The sequence below is a fragment of the Stagnihabitans tardus genome (assembly GCF_009925085.1).
Taxonomy (GTDB): domain Bacteria; phylum Pseudomonadota; class Alphaproteobacteria; order Rhodobacterales; family Rhodobacteraceae; genus Stagnihabitans; species Stagnihabitans tardus.
The window spans coordinates 1-21,474 of the sequence record NZ_JAABNR010000016.1; the positions used below are offsets into that span (position 1 = coordinate 1).

Genomic DNA, 21,474 nt, shown 5'->3' on the forward strand with positions numbered 1-21,474 from the left:
AACCTCCACACTGGCGGTTGGAGCCCAATGCTTCTTCGATACCACGGCCTGATCCCTTCAATCTGTGAAGCTCGGTCAGACCGTGACACACAAATTGAGGATGACCCCATTTAAGGGCTACGCGACACCCGGTTATTGCGGCCGCACTCTGCATCAAACCAAGAGGAAAGTTCACCTTGGAACAGGCGAGAAAAGTCGAAGTTCTCAAGGAAGGCTCGCCTGCCTTCACAACAATGCGGCGCCTCGCCTTGCGTTTCAATGGCATCTTGCGTGGTCGAAAAGCAGACCCGCTGCCCGCCTGGATCGACGATGCGATCGAAACGGACCTTGCGCCCATCGTGCGGTTCGCCCGAACCTTGAACAGAGACATTGATGCGGTCAGGAATGCGATCGAAATGGAGTGGAGCAATGGTCAAGCCGAAGGCCAGATCAACCGATTGAAGACCTTGAAGCGCGCGATGTATGGGCGAGCCGGACCGAACTCGCTCAGGGCCCGAATGCTTCCTCTAAACCACACAAATTGAGAATGACCCCGTTTAAGGGCTACGCGACAGCAGCGCAAAGAGCGCATTTCAGCTCTGTGCGAATAACTCAGTATGGAATGATCTCGTCCGAATCAACGTTAAGGTCATCTGGACTGAAGTCGTCCTCGACAGTATCGTCAGAGGACAACGGCGCCTTCACTGTTCCGGCAAGAACATACAGTCGGGCCTAGGTCTCGCTTTCATGAAAGCGGGTCTCTTGCCTCTGTTTCATGAAGAGGCGGAATAGCTCGATGTAGTCGGCTTCCGGCTGTTCCCGTGCAAGATATCCGTCAAGCAGTTCGACAAGCTGATGCCTGTCCTCGACGCTGAGGCTTTCCCGCTGTGGCAAGGCTTTGCGCCCATCCGGTTTTTGCATGAGCGCATAGAGGGCGGTGTCGCGCCAGTTCGGGCCGAAAAGGCTCTCCTCGCCCTGCTGTTCGTATTGTCGTATGTGCTCGGAAATGAGGTGCAGTTCTTTGAGGTCGTCAATGCTGATGGCCATCGTGCTTACCTCGTGAACTGTTTCGTGATGCCAAGCGGCTGATGGAAGGGGTTTGTGTCGAAGCGCCCAGCAAATTCGGGGTCGCTTAGGTAATCAAGGCGCAAAATCTCGGCTGGCATTTCGCCAGCCCGGGCAAGGATCATCCGGTTCGGATTTTGTCCAAGAAGACGGCCCTCCCAGCCGGTCAGTTGATGAATTGATGCCTCAGAGGACGCATTGGCCGCCCCAAACATCGATAGTGCGCCGGCATTGTCGAGTAGTTCCAGCGCTCGCTCGCCATGAATGGAGCGGATCTGGCCGATACTTTGCCAGAAGGTCCAGGTGCGAAGTCCATAACCGCGCAGCAGCGAGGATGCGACGAGCAATTCTTCCATTGGGCCTACCTGAGCCGCTTCATCGACCAGAAAGAGATCGTCGACCTCTGGCCGCCGTTCACGGCGCATTACGGCACCGATGAGTGTCTTGAGCCAGAGACGCAGCAAGACGCCGTGGCTTTTCGTGAGGTGCGGAGGGACCGTCATGTAGATTGTATAGGACCCGCCCTGCACGATCTCGGAGAGCGGCAAAGTGGATTGTGCAAGGGTGCTCACGGCACCAGGCGATGCTAGGAAGCCGAGCGCATTCTGGATGGTCGAGAGGATTGACCCGCGCGTCTTGTCTGGTGCGGAGAGAAACTCGTTCGCGCCATCCGAAATCAGCCCGCCAAAAAGTCCGCAGTGCAGCATCATGGCCAAGACATCATGCCGACGGTCATCACGCCCGCACCAGATGCGCCGCAGCATGTCCAGCCGCCGCATAGGTTGCGGCAAGTGGGTGGCTATGAAGAGAAGCGTAGAGGTCAGAATTAGCTGTGCACGGTCCTCCCAGAATGGATCGGTCAGGCGTTCGCGAGGCGTCATCTGCCGCGCAAGGCTCATCGCATCCTCGACGCGATATGGGTTTCCGGCGTTCAGGCTATCGAGCGGGTTGAGCCCGTCGGTCGCGCGGTTTGAAAAAGGGGCAAGGACCACGACCTTCTGGCCAAGTTCACGACGATAACGCGCTGTGACCGCAGCAAGCTCGCCCTTCGGGTCGGTTACGATCATTGACCCCGGCCAGCTCAAGAGGGCAGGAATGACCTGACCTCGGCCCTTGCCTGCACCGGTGCCTGCGATGGTTACAAGTCCTGCATCGGTTGCGTCTGCGATGAGATCGCCGAAGGTCGAGGTTGTTTGAGCCGTATGAAAACCGATCGGCGCCATGGCCGGAAGTGAGCGCCCGAGGGGCAGTCCGTGGCGACGATGTATGATGCGTTGAGGCGAGATGGAGAGGGTTGCCATGCTGACTTCCTTGGTTTGACAAGGAAGAAGCGCGGGCTTTCGCCTTATTGTGACTGTGCCTTGTCCGGAGTGTCGGGGGGCGCTGTCGTTTTTTTCATCGGAGCTTGCGAGTTTTCGCCATCATCCCGCTTGTTTTGTAGCTCAGCAGGCGCGGGCGGGGCAGCCTACGCCCCGAGTTCGGCATGCGCACGCATCAGAAAATCGTCACCCACGACAGCATAGGCGTTCGGAGCATTCCCCGGATTGCCGCTATTTGTCTTCTTGCGATCCAGCAGCTTCTTGTCGAACAGCTTCTTGGTCAGCTTTGCGACCGTAACCAGCGCAACATCTTCGCCAAGTCTCCTTCGGAGGTCTTCGTTGGTGAAGTCTTCATGACGCATCTCATTCGCAATGGTCTTGAGGATCCGGAGCTTTGCATCAGGCTTTGGACCACGCTTCGGCCTGTCGGGGTTCGACACGGCGCCGCGCCGCTGGAACTGCATCGTGACTGCATCATAGGACAGGAAAAGATTGCCTTTCGCTTCTGCCGCGCGCTGCTTTTCGGTGCGCAAGACCAAGGCGCGTTCGGCAGCCCTGCCGATCTTGCTAACCGACAGAACCGTATCCGGATCCCCGATAAGCCGCGAATGGCCGCGCATGCCGCCGCGCTTGGTGCTGTGATGGATGATCAGGATGGAAAGCGGCCGGGTTGCTTTGAACTTGTCAATCAAAAGCCGGCAGTTCTGCATGATCGCACCGGCCGACTTTGCGTCATTTTCATCGAAGGCGGGATGCGTCGCCGACAAAGTGTCGATGACAAGCAAAAGAGGCTCCTTCGACTGCTCCGATGGTTTTTTTGCAGGCAGAGGTTCGCTTCCGTCTGCCCCCGCAGTCTCTGATTTGATCGCAGCCTGAAGCTTGCCGAAGAACGCCATCGTCCTTGCCGCATCCATGAGCGTATTTGCGGTCGCGATTTGATCGAGAAGCTTGAAGGGCGCATTAGTCCTGTCACCCGAGGTCTTGAGCCAGCCTTTGATGCGGGTCCGAATGGAAACGCCACCCTCGCCGATCCAGTAGACGACATGGGCTTTTCGAAGGGGCTTCAGGTCAAAGGATCCGGACCAGCCTCGCAGGTCGCCCTGTGGAGTCTTTTCATAAGCCGCAAGAGACAGGGCCATCGACAAGCTGAGGAACGTTTTGCCGATGCCAGCTGGCCCGTAAAGGATTGCGAGGCCCTGGCTCTGCAAAAGGCCGCCGATCAGCCAGTCCACCTCTGCAGTGTGCTTCTCGATATCCTGCAGATTTTCAAGCCATTTCTCTGGGTTCATGCTGATGAAGATTGGCTCAAGATCGGTCTGCTTTGCTATACTGATACGATTATGTCGAATGAATGTGATACAGTATCATAAATATCACATCGGTCCGCGTCAAGTATCCACCATCCATAATTCTACAAATTCACAGTAAAACAGGGTGTGTCGATACCAAATGCTTTGGGTGTCTGTGATATTGTTGACGATCCGTCGACAGTCCCCCGACGTTGCTTTTTCGCATGAAATACAACGACTTGCGCTTCTACCCCCTCGATCTGCGATCCAAAAGATTTCGCTATATACAATATAAGTAAGAAGACGCCCGTCACAGAGTGACGCGCTTTCAGGGACAGGAAGCACGCTTTCTGTCTGGCCCTCTTTTGGAGAGGACCAGACAGAAACCGCGCTCCCCATTGAGGCGATCTGGGTCCGCTCCTTCTCAAAAACAGAAAGGACGCCCGATGGCTCATTCCGCCAATCGCACCCGCACATGCTACGCCGACCTGCACAAAACCGCGCTTTACGTCGCTCGACGCGCCCTTGCCTCCAGCGCATACCAATCCTTGGCCGAAGACTTCGCCCAAGACGCCATCGCCCTGTGTATCAAACGCGCGAAAACCTGCCCGGAAACTGGCGCGCTGCAGGTCATCACGGCCAAGGGCACGGTCTACCCAGCGCGGGAGTTTGTCTGCCTGCGGGTAAAGCGCGACATTCAGAGCTTCTTCAATCCAGCTCTGCGCGCCACACGCACGCCCGCGGAAGTCGATGTCGAACAGATCACCTGCAAGACCGACCCTGTCGAGGCGATCGCCATCAACGACGCCGTGCGCCAACTCTCCAAGGCCGATCAAAGCCTGATTGCCGCCAAATGCGCGGGATCGCTCGAGGGGGCAGACGCGAAGACGCGCAAGGCGCTTCAGCGCGCCCTTACCCGGCTCAAAAGCCAACTGGAACGCTGATCCCGAAAACCTGCTGGCCCGGCTGTCACAACCGATACCGGGCCAACGCTCTCCCACAAAATCCATCCATAAAAGGACTCGTTACAATGCAGTTCACTACTGAAACGATCGCCGCCGCCGTCCGCCAGAACCGTATTGCTCTGACCGACCTGGTTGGTCTCAGAATCGATATTGAAAGGGGTGATGATATCTGCGTCCTCGAGGTGGTCGCCATTCAGCCCGCAGGTATCACTCTGGTCGGCGCAAGCGGAAGACCGACAACATACAGCACGCCTTTTCACGAGGTCGTCGTCCTGCGGAACGCATCTTGGACGGTTCCAGATCCCCTGAACCAAGCCATCTGCGGCATCGCTCGGGCTGAGTGCGAAGCCTATGTGGTTGCGCTGAAAGAACAGGCCTCCCTTTCCGAACTTCGCAAGATGTCGGTCAACTTCTACCGCACCAAAAATTTGCCAGATTGGGTTCACTTCACGCGCCTTCTGGAAAGCAGCCCGGCCTATATGGCCGCCCATGAGCCAGGATCGCGTCGGTTCGTGCGCGAAGTCTTACGGGGCAATCGGCCGCTGGACAGTTCTGCAATCAATTGGCTGCGTGACCTGCTGCGGCGTTGCTATCGCCTTGTTTACGCCGACCCGTGCAGCCCACGCGGCTAAACTCACCAAAAAGACTCCGGGGTGGTGTCACAAGCCACCCCGGAACCTCGTTCCCTTCCAGATTTTGTCAAACCATCAATACAACCGCCGCACAGGTGCATGCCGGCGCCACGCAGCGTTGGGAAAACGTATCGCAACAAGGACCGCTGAAGATGAAACTTTTGGCCAAAAAACAGCATGAGCAGCTTCTCGAAAATGGACTGGCACAGGCAGCAGCACGCCCCCGCCATCTGGATTTGAAGCCAGTGGTAAGGTTTTTCGATCCCAATGGCCCCGCTGTGTGGCTGGCCACCGAGATTCTTCCAGAGTTTCCAGACCTGGCCTTCGGGCTTGCCGATCTGGGGCTCGGATGCCCAGAGGTTGGCAGCTTTTCCTTGGCTGAGCTCGCAGCCTATCGCGGCCCGTTTATGCTCGGGATTGAGCGGGACAGGCATTGGTCGGCAAAGTTGCCCCTGTCAGGCTATGCGGAATTGGCAAGCCGGGCCGGTCGAATAGTCGAGCCGTGATAGACGTATAGGCTCTTGCCCACCAACCGGTTGGAGAGTCAGGATATCGCTCACACCTTTGACCTCGCCCCCTGTTTGGGGGCCGTCTTTCATCAGGAGATTTGTGCGATGACAAAAGTAGAGCCGTCCGAAGGCAGCACATCAGGCGAGGACGAAACTATGGTTGCGCGATCAACGATGTCGGCAGAGGAGTTTCTGTGGCTGCTGGAACAGTCGGATGTCAGCATCAGCCCGTCTGGACCAGTGCGATCATCAGCTGATGACGAAAGCTCCGCGGGCTCGATTTGCCGACAAGATGGCAATGACAAAAGCTGTAACTGAGTAGTAGGGGCATGTCTTGGGGTCCCTATTGCCGCCGACTATGCGCCCGACGACCTGCACTCGGTCACGATCGGTCAATTGAGTTCTAGCAGGTCAAAGAGCCAAGGATGGGTGACAGTATCCTTGGGTCTATTTTACAGATTTGACCAAATTGTCGATTGGCATTGGAAAAGTTCAGACCCTCTGTCACAGATCATCAGTGCCACGCGCTTTCTCTCTGTAACCTCGCAGAAAGGACCCGCGATGACCGACCAAACCCCCGCCCCGCAGCTGACCGTTCAACTTGTCGAAGGCCGCAAGAGCTTGACACTCGCGTTGGTCTTGACCTTTTTCTTTGGGCCATTTGGCCTGCTCTATGTCTCAGCGCTCTGGGGGCTTTTGATGATCGTGCTGGGCGCGATCGTCGGCGTCATCTCCCTCGGACTGGGGCTGATCCTGATCTGGCCGCTGTCTATCATGCTCGCCGGTATCCTGGTGTTCGTTGGAAACGGCGCCCTGAAGCGCAAAATGGAGAAGGCGGGCCAGTAGGCCCGCTAGCTTCGCAGCATCAGCACAGGGAAATCGCATGTCAAAAAAGTCCGAAATCCAAGCAACCCTTTCCGCAATCCGTGCCCAGGTTGGAAACCAAAAGACTGGAGCCACGACACCACAGGCGCGCGCCATTGCGAACTGTGAAACGGCCCTCGCCAACATCGCGAAATACGAAGCGGAAGCTGAAAAGCGTGCCGCAAGCAGGCCGATCGAGATTACCTTCATTGATCGTGAACGGCTCAAGATTGCTGCAGAGAAAGCCCCGACACAGGAGGCGCGCGATGCAGCCCGCCGAATGCTGGATCGCAACCCCCCTCGTATGACCGAAAGCGAAAAGAAGAAGTTCAAGCTTTGATGCAAACCTGAACCATTACCGCCGGAAATCTTCTGCACCTGCGGTCATCAGACACCAAAACCAAGAGGCCCAAAATGCAAAGACGTTCTCTGCTCCTTTCCCTTCCTGCAATGTTTCTGAGCGCTGGTGCAGCCTTTGCGCAAACAGATGCTCTCGCCAACGCATTTGCAGCACTCTCTGCTCAAGGTCGACGCGCCGTCCAAGAGCAGCTTGCCTTTGGCGGGTTTTACGGCGGCAGCGTGGATGGTGCATACGGTCCGCGCACCCGCTCAGCGCTGATCAATGCCGCCGCCTTTATCCGCGAGAACAGCTACGGTCGGGCGCAGTTCAAGCTCTCAGATCAAGCTGATGCGCAGCGATACTTGACCGCGCTCACCCGCGGAGACCTTGCAAAATATCTCTGGGGAGAGGGAGACGAAAGCGAAGGGGGCTGACCCCCAATGCAGTCGCCTCCTAAGCTTTGAATGAGGTTATCATCCCTGCTTCCGCGGCCGACCACCTCTCGCACCATTGGCGCGCGCCGCAGCAGCCTTGGCGGGCGACGAGACTTGCCCCGCCCGCCGGGCCATATAGGCCTTCGTGCCGAACAGCCCCGCAAGAAGGCCCGGCACGGACAGGTCGACATCGAGGGCATCCCAGTGCAGGCCGTAGCCTGCGCCCAAGATTTCAACCGCAGCCAACTCGTCATCGGTCGCAGATTCTAGTCCCTGCGCCATGCGGGGAGGAAAGGCGAACGTGCAGCCATTCGTCAGATCGACGATGACGCGGCCGCTGTTCTGATCATAGCGAGCAGATGTTGCTCGCGGCTCAGAGAGACGCAAGGCCCGGCCACGCTCAAGGGCAGCATTGATTTCAGCATCAGTCAGGTCAGCCATGGATTTCCCTCCATTTGGCAAGGAACTCTTCCTGCTGGTCACGAACCATTTGCATAGCCCGCCGCAGATCGTTCGCCTTCATACCCTCAGCCCAGACAAGAGAAGGAGCTCCGCTAGGGCTAATCAGATCGATCTTGGCCTGGCCATCCCCGAACACATGCACGTGGGCCGGCTCATGGTCGTCCGTGAAGATAATGACGCGCAGCCCATTGGCTCTGTATATCGTGACCATACCCTTACATTAACCCAACATGATGGGTTATTCAAGGTGCGTTGAAAAACTGTAAGCTGGAAGAAGTGTCGGGACAAAAACGACCGATATGGGTGAAAAACTCGACCTACCATATGTTGGGTCGGCTACTTTGCAGCCGATTTAACCCGCTGAATAGGTTTATTTTTCAGTTTATTCGACGAGGGGGTTGCGAAAGCCGCCTCGGCCTCACGCTGGGGCCAGTTTTGCTAAACGTTTTAGGTTCTGCGCAGTGGCGGCGAGATGGAATTCGTTACTAGCGCCTCGCAGCCCCCTTAGACGCGCTTGCTCACCTCGACAAAGTCGTCGAATGTCACTGGCAGAGGCATCAAGGTCCTCCGTTCCTCTGCCCAGACATCGGCGATGGCCCGGGAAGCGTGCCATGGGCGGTCTCGCGCCACAGTTCGAAGCAGCGCTCTTCCAGCCAGGCGTTCATCGCGGCGAGATCAGGGAAGCTTGGCATGCCCTGCAACATCTGGTGACGGGTGTCGCGGACATTCTTCTCGACCTGTCCCTTCTCCCAGCCGGCCGCTGGATTGCAGAACTCCGGCTCGAAGACATAGTGGTTCGCCATGGCGAGGAAGCGGATATTGACCTGTCGTTCTTTGCCGCGGCCGACACGATCCACTGCCGTGCGCATGCTATCGTAGATCCCGCGCTCCGGCGCGCCACCGAAGACCCGGAACGCGTGCCAGTGCGCATCAAACAACATCTCATGGGTCTGCAAGGAATAGGCGCGCAAGAGAAAGGCCCGACTGTGCGACAGCTTGATGTGGGCGACCTGAAGCTTCGCGCGCTCACCGCCGACAACTGCGAAGTCTTCGCTCCAGTCGAATTGGAACGCTTCGCCAGCGCGGAAGGCCAGCGGAACGAACGTCCCACGACCCGTCGTTTGGTGGTCGCGCTGCCCATCTGCTCGCCATTCTCGCGTAAAGGCCGCCACACGGTTGTAGGAACCGGTATATCCAAGAACGACAAGATCGGCGTGCATCCTCGTTAGCGTCTGCCGCTCTTTGCGTGGCCTCCCGGCATTGGTCTTCAGCCAGACCGCAAGCTTCTCGGCGAAGGGATCAAGCTTGCTCGGTCGCTCCGGCGTCGCGAACTGTGGCTCAACCATATCGCCCTTCAGATACTTCTTGATGGTATTGCGCGACAGCCCGGTGCGGCGCGCAATCTCCCGGATCGGTAAGCCCTGTCGCAGGCGCAGCTTCCGGATGACGTTCAGCAGTCCCATGTCAATCACTCCGTTGACCCCCTCGCGCTTCGCTCGGGGGAGGGTCACATGGGTCAAATCTCAACGGAAATCTTGAGCCGAACCGGGTCAGCTCTCAGTGGAAATCAACAGATATAGAACAACAACAGTGGACTGAACATCGCCTATTCATCCCTGTCCTCAAGGACGGAGCTTTTATGCAGTTTTGGTAAATCAATTTGATTTTTCCTGAATTTGAAACCTTTTGCACACAATCTTGACATATGTGATTGTTGTAAATTACATCAAGACAATTGATGACAAGGAGACTTCCAATGGACATGATTACCTATAGCAAGATGAGTAGCATGGAAAATCATCTTCGTGCCATTGCGAGAAGTTCTCGTGAGATGGCTGCAGTGGATGCTAGCATTCTCAAGGTGGGTGCGAGTGTAGATAAGCTATCGGAAAATGTCCTAACCTTAAATGAAAATGTCGTCACGGGATTTGAGGGCGTTGCTCATGGTCTAAAAGGTGTTGCGAAACGCATAAACAGTGGCTTTCTTGCCATTGATTTAACACAGCAAGAGTGCTTGCAGGAACTCAAGAAGCTGAACCTCATTAGTGAGACGACTAACAACAATCTCATTGCAGGTTTCAATCAAGTCATCAAAAGGCTCGACAGCATCACGACGTCGATTGCCGATATAGATGATAAAATTTCCAATCCAGAGCGAACAAAAGCACTTGAAGCGGCAAAGATTGCAGCAGAGTATGCAAAATTGGGACGCGTGAAAGATGCCCTCGCAATTGTCGATAAGGCTATTTTAAATGAAGGCGGAATTCCACAACATCATGTCCCGCAACTGCGCATCATGAAAGGCACACTTCTTTTGGGTCTGTTCGACGGTCTGACAGATAAAGTCGCGGACCTTGACCGTGCCGTAGTAGAATTCAAAGAAGCCTATGATTTTGGATCAACAGTAAAGCCTTATGTCCGACGGCAAATAGCAGAATATGCAGGTATCGCGCACTTCGCAAAAGAAGAATATCATTTGGCATTAAACTGGTTCAAAGCACCCGATATCCGGGGGTTTCCAGAAGGTCAATTCCAGACTTTGCGCTGCCATATCAAACTTGGCGAAATTGAAACGGCTACAGACATTGCCTTCAACATTCTTGAGCGAGATTACCAAGCAATCGTTGCTATGAGTGCAGACCCTGTCTGCAATGAGAGGGCTGACATTGCTTTAGCTGCTACCAATAAAATACGCACCTCTCGCGTTGGAGCACTTTATGGGCTTTTGGATGCAGTTTATGCGAATGGTATTGGTATCGACGAAATATTAGAGAAAACTAAATCCCATGAAGGTGCAATAGACGGCTGGATTCAAGCCGTCTCAATGAAGAGGTCTTTCGTTAACAACTATTTCACGAAAGAGGACGAAGATTTTCTGAAAGATGGAGAAGTCCCGCAAGGATGGATGCCGATGCTCCCTTATCTCTATGAAGAGATGAAAAAAGAGTTCGCTGAAAACGATATGATCCAGAAGACGTCGCATTTCTATTATCCGGAATTCGAGGGGTCAAAAGAAACCCAAGCGAAAATGAAGAAAGCTTTCCCGCCGTCAAGTATTGATTCCAAGTATATAGAAGTGTTTCCTAAGAACGCAGCTGAGCTACTTACTATCTTCCTCGGTAATCTTATGGATAGTAAAACGCATGTCGCAAACAACATGCGCCATGACCCAGAGCAGCATCAAAATCCTGATGCAACGGTTAAGGCATTGATCCGCAGCTATTATGATCGCCGATTGGCTATCAATTTCGCCAAGGAATACCTGAATGCCATCTCCGAGATTTTCTATGGTGCAAAAATATCTATGCTTACGTATAACCCTTGCGACCTAAAACCAGCACTTAAAGTTTCGACATCCTTCGGTGCTGGAGATAGTGAAAAATTTAAGCTAATGGCAGAAAAGTTGGTGGAGGCTGGTCAGCCCACCACACTGCAACGCATGTTCAAAAAAGCTGAGCCATTTGGAATGAAGTCCACACAAGCTTGGTACATTGTCCAGCCTCATAGAGACAAGGCACAGGCGAAAATTGCAGCGATCCACAGGACCATGAGAGACACCGTGCAACAAATGATCGCCAATCTTTACTCTAAATGCGACGCAAAAGCCCTTAAGGATGCTTATTTGCAGATTCAAGAAAAAGAGCGGCAGCATAGCCAGCTTGGAAAAATGATCCAGAATGCCATAGATACAGCAAAGCCATTTCTAACAGACGATTACTCATATTTTAAGCCGTGAACTTAGGGTCCAGACTCATTGATCGTCAAAGCCAGAACATGACGGTAGCGGCGAGGGCGACTGCAGAGAGGAAGGTCTTTGCGCATCGGTCGTAACGGGTTGCGATGCGGCGCCAGTCTTCCAATCGGCCGAACATGATCTCGATCCGGTTGCGGCGCCGGTAACGTTGCTTGTCGTAGCGGACTGTCTTGCCGCACGACTTCCGACCGGGGATGCAGGGGCGTATCCCCTTGTCTTTTAACGCATCTCGGAACCAGGCGGCGTCATATCCCCGGTCCGCGACCATCCATTCGGCGGCGGGCAGACTGCCCAGCAGGGCTGCGGCGCCGGTGTAGTCGCTGACTTGGCCTGCGGTCATGAAGAACTTCAGCGGACGACCCTTGGCGTCCGTGACGGCGTGCAGCTTGGTGTTCAATTCACCCTTGTTCCGCCAGATCAGGCGTCCGCGCTGGTCGTCGGGCCCCCTTTTTCGCCCGCAGGCTCGAAGCCGTGCGGTGCGCCTTGAGATATGTCGCGTCGATCATGACAACCTTCTCCTCGCCGCCTTCGGAGGCCAGACCCTCCATCATCCGCACGAAGACCCCCATGTCGCCCCACCGCTTCCATCGGTTATAGAGCGTCTTCGGCGGGCCATACTCCCGAGGCGCATCGCACCACCTCAAGCCATTGCGATTGATGAAGATTATGCCGTTCAAAACCCGCCGATCATCGACGCGCGGTTTGCCGTGGCTCTTCGGGAAGAACGGTTTCAGCCGCTCCATCTGCTCGTCCGTCAGCCAGTATAGACTGCTCATCATCACCCCCCGTCAGTTCGGGGACTTGAATCATGCAGGCCGAGCGGCCTCAAGCAGATCAATGGGTCCTGACCCTAGTCGTGATCGTCCCTGTCAGCAAAGCTGAGCGCCTTCATAAGCCGCAACATGGCTGGTACAAAGCCTGGAATGGCGGGCTCGCCCTCACCATTCATGAAATGTGCTTCTACCATTTCCATTGCTTCAGGCCCAAGATCGGGGTGAATATCGAGGAAAATGCAGCCTGGCCCGCCTTCAATCCAAACGGTATTTTCGTCAAAGCCTGCACAAAGGCTCCAACCGATCTGCCTCGAATCCAGCCAGTCTGTGATCTCAGAAACATCGGTGTAGTTATCCCCGAAGCCACCGGCCTCGTCGACGAGCACAAGATAATACACGTCCCGACCGAGGCGCCGGGCAATGCCGTCGATGGTTTCAAGCGCTTCGGCCATCTGGCTCTCCCTCAATGTTGCGGTAAATGATGTTGGCGAGGGGGCGTTGCGACGGCTCGCACTTCTCATACATTCAGTAGGCATTGAACAGGTCTGGTCGGCTTTCGATCAGTTCTGCCATATGGTCAAAGCGGTGGGATCCACCCTCGAAGGCGACGATTGGCAGACGTCCCTTGATAAAATCAAGCGTTGCCTGCGCGTCCAGAATTTCATCACCCATATCGAGAACTATGGTGCCCCGTCCGTCCAAGCGAAAGCTGAGCGCGTCATAAGCCATGACGCAATCTTCCATCAGCTCATACGGGACTCCGACGTGGTTGACCCCACGACCAACGTAAGCTTGCAGAGTGGTGCTCGGTGTGATCGAGGGGTTAATCGCAATAAATGGACGGTCAAACTCAGCACCTAGCCAAGCGGCAAAGAAGCCGCCCAGGCTTGTTCCGACGACAAGCGCCTCAGGATGACGCTTCAACTGTGCTGCAAACCTCTCGAAGACCAGATGCGGATGCAGGGTGTAGTCGACTGTGATGCCGTCAACCGGGCGCATCTTGGAAAGGGCACGGATCTTGTTCTTGCTGGGGTCGAAGTGTGAACCCCAACCGTGGCAATACAAAATGCTGATACCTTCATTTTCACCTAAAGTCCTTGACTGACCGTTCATTCCTGCGCTCCTGTCTGCTGAACCTATCCTTTTAGAGACATGCGTCAAATTCGGACAGATCGCAGACCTCCAGCCTTCGCAATGGCTTGCGTGGAGCGCCATCCTCGGGGTATCGGCAGTGAACGCCTTTTTTGTGAGAATGATATGATGCAACCAGAATATCTCGAACTGCCAGAGGCCACGGATCCCACCTGTAGTTTCAGGGTCGCCGTGACGCTGCAAGGCGGCGCCATGATATGCAAGCGTGACATTTGCCTGCCAAGCTTTCTCAAGCTGATGAGCGGTCAGCAGTATGAGATGACGTTTGACGAGCATCCCTATGCAATCACGCGATTCGACGTTGATATAATCAAGCGCTTGGTCAAAATCTTTGCTAGGCCAATGCTTTAATTTTCCAGCCCCACATATCAGCAATCCATCGAGTTATCTTGCCGTTTATCGGTCTGCTTCCGCAGAGACCTTCATGTCGCTGACGCCCCTACATGGTGTGCGACTATTTCTAGACTGCCCACAGGTTAAATCTGATCCGCTACTTGGTATTGCCAGTTCCGAGGGGTCATTGCAGTCGGCGTATGGAAGACTTTGGTTCAGAGCTGCAAACCTCTGTCCATTTCTGACGTATGGCTGAGGCATCTCTGTCGAAACGATGGAGATGGACAATGACCCACGAACAACACCTCGCTCTTGATCTGATCGCCCGGCTGGCCGACCGTTTCGGTCCGGCAAGCCGCATCGCCAAGGAATTGCCCAGCTGGCTGGAATACCTGACCGAAGTGAACTGCCCCGAGCGGCCCCGTACCCGGCCAGGCATCCAGTGGTGGAACAAGGTCCGGGCCATCGCTCGCGACCTCGTGCCGAGCGCAGATGGCGGCGAGGGCGAGATCGTGCAGCGCAACGCAGCCCTCTTAGGGGATCACTTCCGGTTATCCCCGGTCGAGACATCCATGCTGACCTTTGTTGCCCTCTACAAGCTGTTCGATGGGTTCGAACATGTCATCGATGGGGCGCTGAAAACCGAGGAGGTCACCGTCCCGCTGCTTTTGTCGTGGTTCTGCGCGGCTCCTGAGTCTGAAATCCGGGCCGCGATGCGCGCCTCAGGCCGACTAACAGGATCGGGGCTGGTGCAGCGCAGCCGCGGCGGGCGCCACAACCGGATGCCGTTCGACCTGTCGGACCGCTTGATCCTCGCGCTGCTTGCCGACGTGCATAGCATCAGTGACCTGATCGCGCTGATGTTCCCGCCTGCGGCAGCGCCCCAGGCTGAATGGCAGGATTTCGAGGGACTGGGACGGGATGCAGACCTGATGCGTGACCTGCTGTCCCGCGCACTCGCCGAGCGCACACCGGGCGTGCACATTCTGCTCTACGGCCCTCCCGGCACAGGAAAGACCGAATTCGCCAAGGTTCTGGCGCGCGAGATTGGCGCGGACCTGCGCGCGGTGGGGGAAACCGATGATGACGGGGGGGAACCGTCACGTCGGGAACGGCTCGCTGAACTGTCCATGGCGTCCCGCATGCTGGGTCAACGATCGGACACCGTTCTGCTGTTCGACGAGATGGAAGACCTATTTGGGGCGGGGGGCTTCCCCTTCATTCGCGAGGCGCCGTCGAAGGTTCATTTCAACCGGGTCCTGGAGACGAACCCGATCCCGGTGATCTGGACCACGAATTCAGTCAATGCCTGTGATCCCGCCTTTCTTCGGCGGATAAGCTATTCGGCGCTAATGCGGCCTCCATCGGGTCGGGTCAGGGCGCGAATCTGGCAACGGCTTGAAGAACGCCATGGGACAGGCATTCCGGATGCGGCCCTGCCGGCGATGGCGGAAAGGCACGATCAGGCCCCGGCGCTGGTGTCTGACGCGATGCGGATGGCACTGCTTTGCAATGGAGGGGTGGCGGTAGTCTCGCAGGTGCTTGATGCGGCCGCCCGTCTGGCAAAGGGCGGGGCGGACATTGCGCCGCGTCACCATGCCGAGGTACCCTGGCAACCGAACCTAACGCGCGCCGATGCCGATCTGGGCCGGATCGAGGCGCGCCTGGGGGCCCCAAGCGCACCACGGCGGATCAGCTTCTGCCTCGAAGGTCCAGCAGGGACCGGCAAAAGCGCATGGGCACGGCATCTAGCTCGGGTCATTGGCATGCCCGTGATCGAAAAGCGCACGTCGGACCTGATCTCGAAGTGGCTTGGCGAGAGCGAGGAGAACATTGCGAGGGCCTTTTCCGAGGCGCGCGCCGAGGGTGCCATGCTCATCTTCGACGAGGCGGACAGCTTGCTGGCCGACCGCCGCGGCGCTGAGCGCAGCTGGGAAGTGAGCCAGGTCAACGAAATGCTGACCTGGATGGAAAGCCACCCGCTGCCCTTCGTCTGCACAACCAACTTCGTCGAAAAGCTGGACCCCGCGACACATCGCCGGTTCACCTTCCGCATCCGGTTCGACTTTCTTTCAGTCGATCAACTTCCACTGGCCTGGGCTGCACATTTTCCGTGTTCGCCTCCGGCCGAGTTGCGGGCGCTCGATCGACTCGCTCCCGGGGATTTCGCAAACGTCGCCCGCAGGATGCGAGCACTGGGCAATTCGGACCCACAGGCTATCCTGTGCGAGCTGACCCGTGAAGATGCGGCTAAGATGGGGGCGGCGCGGCCGATCGGCTTTGGCCGTTGACGCCATAGCCTCACACCGCAAAGGTGGCTCTGCTTTGCCAGGAGGACCCATGCGCTACGCCCGCCAAGAAGATCTGCAAAAGCTGGCACTTACCATGCAAGGTTCAGCTGAAGGGGTTTCCCTCAGCGATATCGAACGGGAATTCAGCGTATCGCGCCGCACGGCAGAACGTATGCGTGATGCCGTGCGCAACGCATACCCCCAGATAGAGGAGATATCAGGAGAGAGCGGACGAAAATACTGGCGTTTTCCGCCCGGCTCATTGGGCCGCATGGTCGAGCCGACGCTCGATGAGCTGACCGCGGGGCACCGCGCAGCCGCAATCGCACGGCGCGAGGGGGATGAGGTGACGGCAGACACGCTGGAGCGCCTGCTGACAAAGGTACAGGCCATGTTCCGCGAGGATCGCCGCCGGAAGATCGCCGCTGACCTTGAAGCGCAACTGACGGCCGATGGAGTTGCCTTTCGACCTGGACCGCGCGAAAGAATCCCCTCTGAGATTCTCTCTGCACTTCGGGAGGCAATTCTTGCAGGGGTCATGATCTCGGCCGACCACCGCGCTCGTGGCAGCGCAAAACTCTCACGAAATACCCGGCTCGGCCCGATTGCGGTGTTATTTGGTCAGGGGCGCCAATATCTATTGGCCTGGAGTGAATACCAGGACGATCTGCGTCTGTTTGCACTGGCTGGTTTCGAACAGATTTCTTTGGAGCCTGATGTCTATGAGCGCCCCAAAGAGTTCGATCTGCAGGAGTGGTTGTCAGAAAGCTTCGGCGTCTGGCGCGAAGAACCGCAGGACGTGGTCTGGCGCTTTCTGCCTGAGGTCGCCGATGAAGCTGCTGGATATGTGTTCCATCCGAAACAGAAGACCGAGCGTCTGGAAGACGGATCGCTGATGGTCCGTTTCCGCGCTGGAGGCCGTCAGGAAATGGAATGGTATTTGGTGAGGTGGGGCGATCAGGTTGAGGCGCAGTTCTTGGCAGCTTCTGGTGACCCAGTTTCTGATACGACCGAAACTGACGCACCCCAAGAGTAACTTCAGCTCGAATCGACAAAGAAAGTACAGCGCTTGCTTCGTGACAGCACATCCCACCCCCTTCGCATCGACAGCCTGCCTATTGGGAACGGTCATCTCGGTCTGACCCTTTGTCCTGGCAAGAAAGGCGACAGTGTCTTTGGCGAGGGATGGGACCGCAATCTGGATGTTGATCTGGACGTGATAAGGGCCTGGGGAGCGAAAGCGGTCCTGACCTTGATCGAGGACTCTGAGTTCGATCTGCTTTCTGTCACGGATCTTGGTGATGCGGTAAGGGCACGCGGGATGGATTGGCATCACATCCCGATCCCCGATCTGGGTGTGCCAACGCCACAGGCCATGGCGCGCTGGCGCGAGTTGTCGCCCCACCTTCATCGGATCCTGGAAAATGGCGGCCGGGTGCTGGTCCATTGCCGGGGTGGACTGGGGCGTGCGGGAACGATTGCCGCCCTTCTACTGGTTGAGCGCGGACATCCAGCGGGCAAGGCCATGACCCTCGTCCGCGCCGCACGGCCCGGGGCCATCGAGACGCAAGTTCAGGAACGCCTTGTGACCGATTACGCCCGACATGACGGGCTGCCGCTGATCCGACTCCATGCGAGTCTTCTGGGTGGGGCCATCGGGGACAGTCTGGGAGCCGAGATCGAGTTCCTGTCGCTCGCTGAAATCCGTCGTCGTTTCCCGGACGGAATTTCGGAACTGCCACCGCACATGGGGCTGCACGGCGCCATCACAGACGACACCCAGATGACGCTGTTCACGGTCGAGGGGATCCTGCGCGCGCGGGTTCGCGGCGCTCTGAAGGGTATCTGCCACCCGCCGTCCGTCATCCATCACGCGCTGTTGCGCTGGTACAGAACTCAAGGTGGCAATCCGAAGGTTCAGACCGACGATGTGGGGCTTATCAACGACCCCCGCCTTCGGATCCGCCGCGCGCCTGGCAATACCTGCCTATCTTCCCTCGCGGCGAGCGCCAATCTTGGGGACCTCGCCCGCAACAACAGCAAAGGTTGCGGGACCATCATGCGGGTGGCCCCCATCGGCTTGATGTTCCCGCGCGACCAGGTGCGCGCGATGGCCATCGAGACATCCGCCCTGACGCATGGCCACCGCACTGGCCAGCTTGCGGCGGCCGCTTGGGCAGAAATGCTTGCCGATGTCGCGGGGGGTGCTGATCTGGAGAAGACCGCAGCCCAGACGGCAGAGACCTATGCGCGACTGACGGGGGGCGAAGAGACCGCACAGGCAATTCAAGCTGCGCTTCGTGCGCCTCGGGACGGGGCTGGGGAAACAGTCGAATCCTTGGGTGGTGGCTGGATCGCCGAACAGGCCCTGTCGATCGCGCTCTATGCCTGCCTTGCGGGAAACTCCTTCGAAGAGGCCCTCCTGATTGCAGCCACCCACGGTGGGGACAGCGATTCAACGGCGGCGACTGCCGGCAATATGCTGGGTCTGCTTGATCCCGCTGCTGTGCTTCGACACCGTTGGGCGGAAATCGTCGAAGGTGCGGACATCATCTCGCAAGTGGTTCGGGATTACAGGCAGCTTTCATCCGATATCAGTGCCGCAGAGGAACTCTTCGAAGTCTATCCGGGAGGGTAATCATAAGGTCAAACATCCGGAAGCGAGCTTGTTGAACGCGCAGAAGAGAGCGGGAATAGTCGTATAAACCATTGAGTCAGAATGGCATCCCGTTACACTCGACATTTCATGCAGCGAGATCGAAACTCATGTTCTACCCTTTTCTCGTCGTCGATCCTCGCTCGGGCCTGCAGTACCGGCTGACCGATACCGGCCTTGCTGAGCTTTCCCTTGCTCCCAAAGCACCGGAATGGGCGCCGGGGCGGGCGATTCTGGAGAACCCCGATCCGGTCTGGCGGGATAGCCTTGCCAATGCGCCGGTCGAGACGATCTCGGCCGTCAGTGCGGCGCTGGAGGGTCTAGTGTTGGCCACGGCCGATCTGCGCGCCCCGGCGACCGGGCCGATGGAGGACAGTCGCGCTCGGCGGCATCTGGACGCACTTGTCGAACTCTGGCGAAAACTGGGTGACGCCTTACCCGAAGGGCTGGCCCCGGTGCGCCATGTGCTGGAGCTGCCGCATGGGCGGTTTCTTGACCCGCTGCCGGTGGTTCAGGGATCGCTCGATCCGCATGCGCCAGCCGCAATGAAGGCCCTTTACGCACGGCTTCAGCAGGAATTCGGGGCTGTAGAGGCCCCCGCCAAGGGGCGCGCGGCGCGTGAAGGGTCGAGGCTGCACGCCCTGCAGGGCGGGGTGGCCGAGGCAGCAATCGAGGCCGGGCCAAAGGATGACAGCCTCGCCTTCTATGGTCTGCGCGATTTGGCGGCCTGCGCTGATTTTGCCGCCGCCCGTGCGCGGGCCCTGATCGAAAGCGGTATTTCGGCGCGCGAGATTGCTGTGCTGGCCTCGGGTGACCCATGCCAGATTGCCCGCGCCTTCGCCGAGCAGGGCGTGCCGATTTCCGGGCTTCCCTCCAGCCTGCCCGAGCGCGACATCATTGGTGAGACAGCCCTTCAGCTGGCACTGGCCAAGCGAACACCCACACCTGCTATGGTCCTGGCCAGCCTCACCTTGTCACCATTGATGCCATGGTCCGCACAGACCGGGCGCGACCTCGCGGAAAACCTGATCGGCGGTGACTTTCGCGGCGATGTCCTGTCGCCCACCCCTGCGCACAAGGACCTCTGGACTGACATTCGCGCCTCGGCTGGCAGCCTTGCGCAACTGCGTTTCCTGATCGACCGTATCTGCGAGCGCATTGCGAACGGGAACGAGGTCCGCGCCCGTCTGTCGATCCCGCCCGGCGAGGGTAACCCGGACTGGGAAGCGATCCTGCGCGGTATCCAGATTGCTCCCCCGTTAGTTGCCGATCCAGAGCGCAACCTTGAAGGTGTCAGCCTGTGGTCTGCACTGGAAAGCCCGTGGCGGCCCTGCCGGCACCTGATCGTGACGGATTTCACCGATGGTCTGTATCCGACGCGTCCGCGCGCCAATCCCATGTTTCTGGACAGCGAAATCATCACGATCCGAGCCACAACAGGGCTGCACCTTCGCGGCCGGGCTGAGGGTTTGGCGCAAGGCCTGTCTCTTTTCGATCAACAGCTTCAGGCGGTTACCGACACCGTGACCTTTCTGATCCCGTGGCGCGATCTGGCCGGGGCACGGCAACAACCCTCGGCCGGGCTTTCCCTGGTCGCGCGGGCGATATCGGGTGTCGAGGATGCGCAGGATCTGATCCTGGACCTGTCGCGATTGCCGCCCGGCGATTGGCCTGTGGCGCACCACCGCCTTCCGCCCCTACCGGAACCGGACGATCTGCCCGAGGCCCTGTCTTTCCCCGGCATCGACCTGCTGGCCCTGCGGCGCAAGGATGATGGAACTACCAAACCTCAGTCGCCGTCTCGGCTGGAAACGCTTCTGGTCAGCCCACTGGCCTGGCTTCTGGAGGAGGTTGGCGCAGGCGGCATGTCCTGGTCCGCAGAGGAACTCGATGTCATGGCCAAGGGCAACATCGCCCATGACGTGTTCGAGCATGTGTTCCTCAAGGATCAGCCTGTGCCAGAAGCTGCGGCACTGACTGTCGCGGTTGCCGAAGCCTCCGATCGCGCGCTCACCCGCCACGCAGGGTTTCTGCGCAGCGCATCGTGGGAAATGGAGCGCAGCGGCCTCGAACGCGAGATTCTTCAGGCAGCGCTGCGCTGGCGCGAACATCTGCTGGCGCTTGGCGCAAAGATCATCGGCAACGAGATCTGGCTGGCCGGTGAGGCGCATGGCATCAATCTTCACGGCAAGGCCGATGCGATCCTTGAATTGCCAGACGGTGCGCTGCTTGTCGTCGATCACAAGAAAAGTGGCACATCGGGCCGCCGCAGGCGCATGGAGGCTGGGTGGGATCTGCAGGCAGGGCTTTATCGTGACATGCTCGCCCGTCCCATTCGGCGCGAGGGCGATGGGATGGACCCTCTGATCGGCCGCAAGGTGGGGATTGCCTATCACCTGATGAATGACGGCGGGCTCTTGACGTCCGGCCTTGTGCCTGCAGACGGATCGCCCGCCCGCGACATGGGCGATGCCGTCAATGATGCGGCTGTTGCCATGCTTGCTGAACGGCTGGCCCAGCTTGGCGCCGGACGGGTGGTGCTGAACACCTCGGCCGACGAGGGGTTTTTCAAGAAGGAGGCGGGGTTCACACCTTATGCGCTGACGGATGGCTCGACCCTGGTTACCGCGTTCATTCGCCAGATCGAGGAGGCATGA

19 protein-coding genes and 2 pseudogenes are annotated in these 21,474 nt (G+C 57.7%); 12 read left to right on the top strand and 9 right to left on the bottom strand.

What is annotated here, in order from left to right; translation table 11 throughout:
- Positions 1 to 128: 128 nt before the first annotated feature.
- A pseudogene (locus GV832_RS15460) lies at positions 129 to 524 on the top strand (transposase); the annotation flags it as partial.
- 187 nt (positions 525 to 711) lie between these two features.
- Here GV832_RS15460 and GV832_RS15465 read toward each other — a convergent pair.
- The 3 genes from GV832_RS15465 to GV832_RS15475 all read right to left on the bottom strand — a co-directional run bounded on the left by GV832_RS15465 (position 712) and on the right by GV832_RS15475 (position 3,652).
- Positions 712 to 1,026 (bottom strand): hypothetical protein, encoded by a 315-nt coding sequence (locus tag GV832_RS15465; RefSeq protein WP_168775797.1) that lies wholly within the window; start codon positions 1,024 to 1,026, stop codon positions 712 to 714.
- Between the two features lie 5 nt (positions 1,027 to 1,031).
- The gene (locus tag GV832_RS15470) at positions 1,032 to 2,267 is read right to left on the bottom strand and encodes a type IV secretory system conjugative DNA transfer family protein (protein ID WP_168775798.1); all 1,236 of its coding nucleotides are present in this window, start codon (positions 2,265 to 2,267) and stop codon (positions 1,032 to 1,034) included.
- Between the two features lie 242 nt (positions 2,268 to 2,509).
- A complete protein-coding gene (locus GV832_RS15475; RefSeq protein WP_168775799.1) occupies positions 2,510 to 3,652 on the bottom strand; it encodes an AAA family ATPase in 1,143 nt (380 codons plus the stop codon).
- A 446-nt stretch (positions 3,653 to 4,098) separates the two neighbouring features.
- Between GV832_RS15475 and GV832_RS15480 the strand changes: the two genes are divergently transcribed.
- The 6 genes from GV832_RS15480 (at position 4,099) to GV832_RS15505 (ending at position 7,396) form a co-directional block, all read left to right on the top strand.
- Positions 4,099 to 4,596, top strand: coding sequence for a hypothetical protein (locus GV832_RS15480; RefSeq protein ID WP_168775800.1), 498 nt, complete (start codon positions 4,099 to 4,101; stop codon positions 4,594 to 4,596).
- Positions 4,597 to 4,682: 86 nt separating this feature from the next.
- Complete coding sequence (locus tag GV832_RS15485; protein WP_168775801.1) at positions 4,683 to 5,249, top strand: hypothetical protein; 567 nt, start codon at positions 4,683 to 4,685, stop codon at positions 5,247 to 5,249.
- 152 nt (positions 5,250 to 5,401) lie between these two features.
- Complete coding sequence (locus GV832_RS15490; RefSeq protein ID WP_168775802.1) at positions 5,402 to 5,755, top strand: DUF2958 domain-containing protein; 354 nt, start codon at positions 5,402 to 5,404, stop codon at positions 5,753 to 5,755.
- A gap of 564 nt (positions 5,756 to 6,319) precedes the next feature.
- Positions 6,320 to 6,604, top strand: a complete 285-nt coding sequence (locus GV832_RS15495) for a hypothetical protein (protein ID WP_168775803.1) — start codon at positions 6,320 to 6,322, stop codon at positions 6,602 to 6,604.
- Between the two features lie 37 nt (positions 6,605 to 6,641).
- Entirely contained in the window at positions 6,642 to 6,962 is a 321-nt protein-coding gene (locus GV832_RS15500) for a hypothetical protein (protein ID WP_168775804.1), read from the top strand.
- Between the two features lie 74 nt (positions 6,963 to 7,036).
- Positions 7,037 to 7,396, top strand: a complete 360-nt coding sequence (locus GV832_RS15505; RefSeq protein ID WP_168775805.1) for a peptidoglycan-binding domain-containing protein — start codon at positions 7,037 to 7,039, stop codon at positions 7,394 to 7,396.
- 39 nt (positions 7,397 to 7,435) lie between these two features.
- Here GV832_RS15505 and GV832_RS15510 read toward each other — a convergent pair whose 3' ends face one another.
- The 3 genes and pseudogenes from GV832_RS15510 to istA all read right to left on the bottom strand — a co-directional run.
- Positions 7,436 to 7,837, bottom strand: a complete 402-nt coding sequence (locus tag GV832_RS15510; RefSeq protein WP_168775806.1) for a DUF2442 domain-containing protein — start codon at positions 7,835 to 7,837, stop codon at positions 7,436 to 7,438.
- A complete protein-coding gene (locus GV832_RS15515) occupies positions 7,830 to 8,069 on the bottom strand; it encodes a DUF4160 domain-containing protein (protein WP_168775807.1) in 240 nt (79 codons plus the stop codon). The genes GV832_RS15510 and GV832_RS15515 overlap by 8 nt, the downstream gene beginning before the upstream one ends.
- Before the next feature lie 296 nt (positions 8,070 to 8,365).
- A pseudogene (istA, locus tag GV832_RS15520) lies at positions 8,366 to 9,321 on the bottom strand (IS21 family transposase); the annotation flags it as partial.
- Positions 9,322 to 9,614: 293 nt separating this feature from the next.
- Here istA and GV832_RS15525 point away from each other — a divergent pair.
- Complete coding sequence (locus GV832_RS15525) at positions 9,615 to 11,594, top strand: hypothetical protein (RefSeq protein WP_168775808.1); 1,980 nt, start codon at positions 9,615 to 9,617, stop codon at positions 11,592 to 11,594.
- Positions 11,595 to 11,619: 25 nt separating this feature from the next.
- On the opposite strand, the gene GV832_RS15530 is transcribed toward GV832_RS15525, so the two are convergent.
- From GV832_RS15530 to GV832_RS15540, 3 genes are all read right to left on the bottom strand, one after another.
- Positions 11,620 to 12,388 (bottom strand): IS5 family transposase gene (locus tag GV832_RS15530; protein ID WP_265332521.1). Its coding sequence is split into 2 segments (ribosomal slippage): positions 11,620 to 12,052 and positions 12,051 to 12,388, totalling 771 coding nucleotides; the frame shifts between segments, so codons are not numbered across the junction.
- A gap of 74 nt (positions 12,389 to 12,462) precedes the next feature.
- Positions 12,463 to 12,837 carry a hypothetical protein gene (locus GV832_RS15535; RefSeq protein WP_168775809.1) on the bottom strand — a complete coding sequence of 125 codons (375 nt, stop codon included), beginning with the start codon at positions 12,835 to 12,837 and terminating at the stop codon, positions 12,463 to 12,465.
- 73 nt (positions 12,838 to 12,910) lie between these two features.
- Positions 12,911 to 13,813 (bottom strand): YqiA/YcfP family alpha/beta fold hydrolase, encoded by a 903-nt coding sequence (locus GV832_RS15540; protein WP_168775810.1) that lies wholly within the window; start codon positions 13,811 to 13,813, stop codon positions 12,911 to 12,913.
- 344 nt (positions 13,814 to 14,157) lie between these two features.
- Here GV832_RS15540 and GV832_RS15545 point away from each other — a divergent pair, with 344 nt between their 5' ends.
- The 4 genes from GV832_RS15545 (at position 14,158) to GV832_RS15560 (ending at position 21,474) form a co-directional block, all read left to right on the top strand.
- Positions 14,158 to 16,161, top strand: coding sequence for an AAA family ATPase (locus GV832_RS15545; RefSeq protein WP_168775811.1), 2,004 nt, complete (start codon positions 14,158 to 14,160; stop codon positions 16,159 to 16,161).
- 49 nt (positions 16,162 to 16,210) lie between these two features.
- On the top strand, positions 16,211 to 17,197 hold the full coding sequence (locus GV832_RS15550; RefSeq protein WP_168775812.1) for a helix-turn-helix transcriptional regulator: 987 nt from the start codon (positions 16,211 to 16,213) through the stop codon (positions 17,195 to 17,197).
- A gap of 33 nt (positions 17,198 to 17,230) precedes the next feature.
- Positions 17,231 to 18,799 carry an ADP-ribosylglycohydrolase family protein gene (locus tag GV832_RS15555; protein ID WP_168775813.1) on the top strand — a complete coding sequence of 523 codons (1,569 nt, stop codon included), beginning with the start codon at positions 17,231 to 17,233 and terminating at the stop codon, positions 18,797 to 18,799.
- Positions 18,800 to 18,927: 128 nt separating this feature from the next.
- The gene (locus tag GV832_RS15560; protein ID WP_168775814.1) at positions 18,928 to 21,474 is read left to right on the top strand and encodes a PD-(D/E)XK nuclease family protein; all 2,547 of its coding nucleotides are present in this window, start codon (positions 18,928 to 18,930) and stop codon (positions 21,472 to 21,474) included.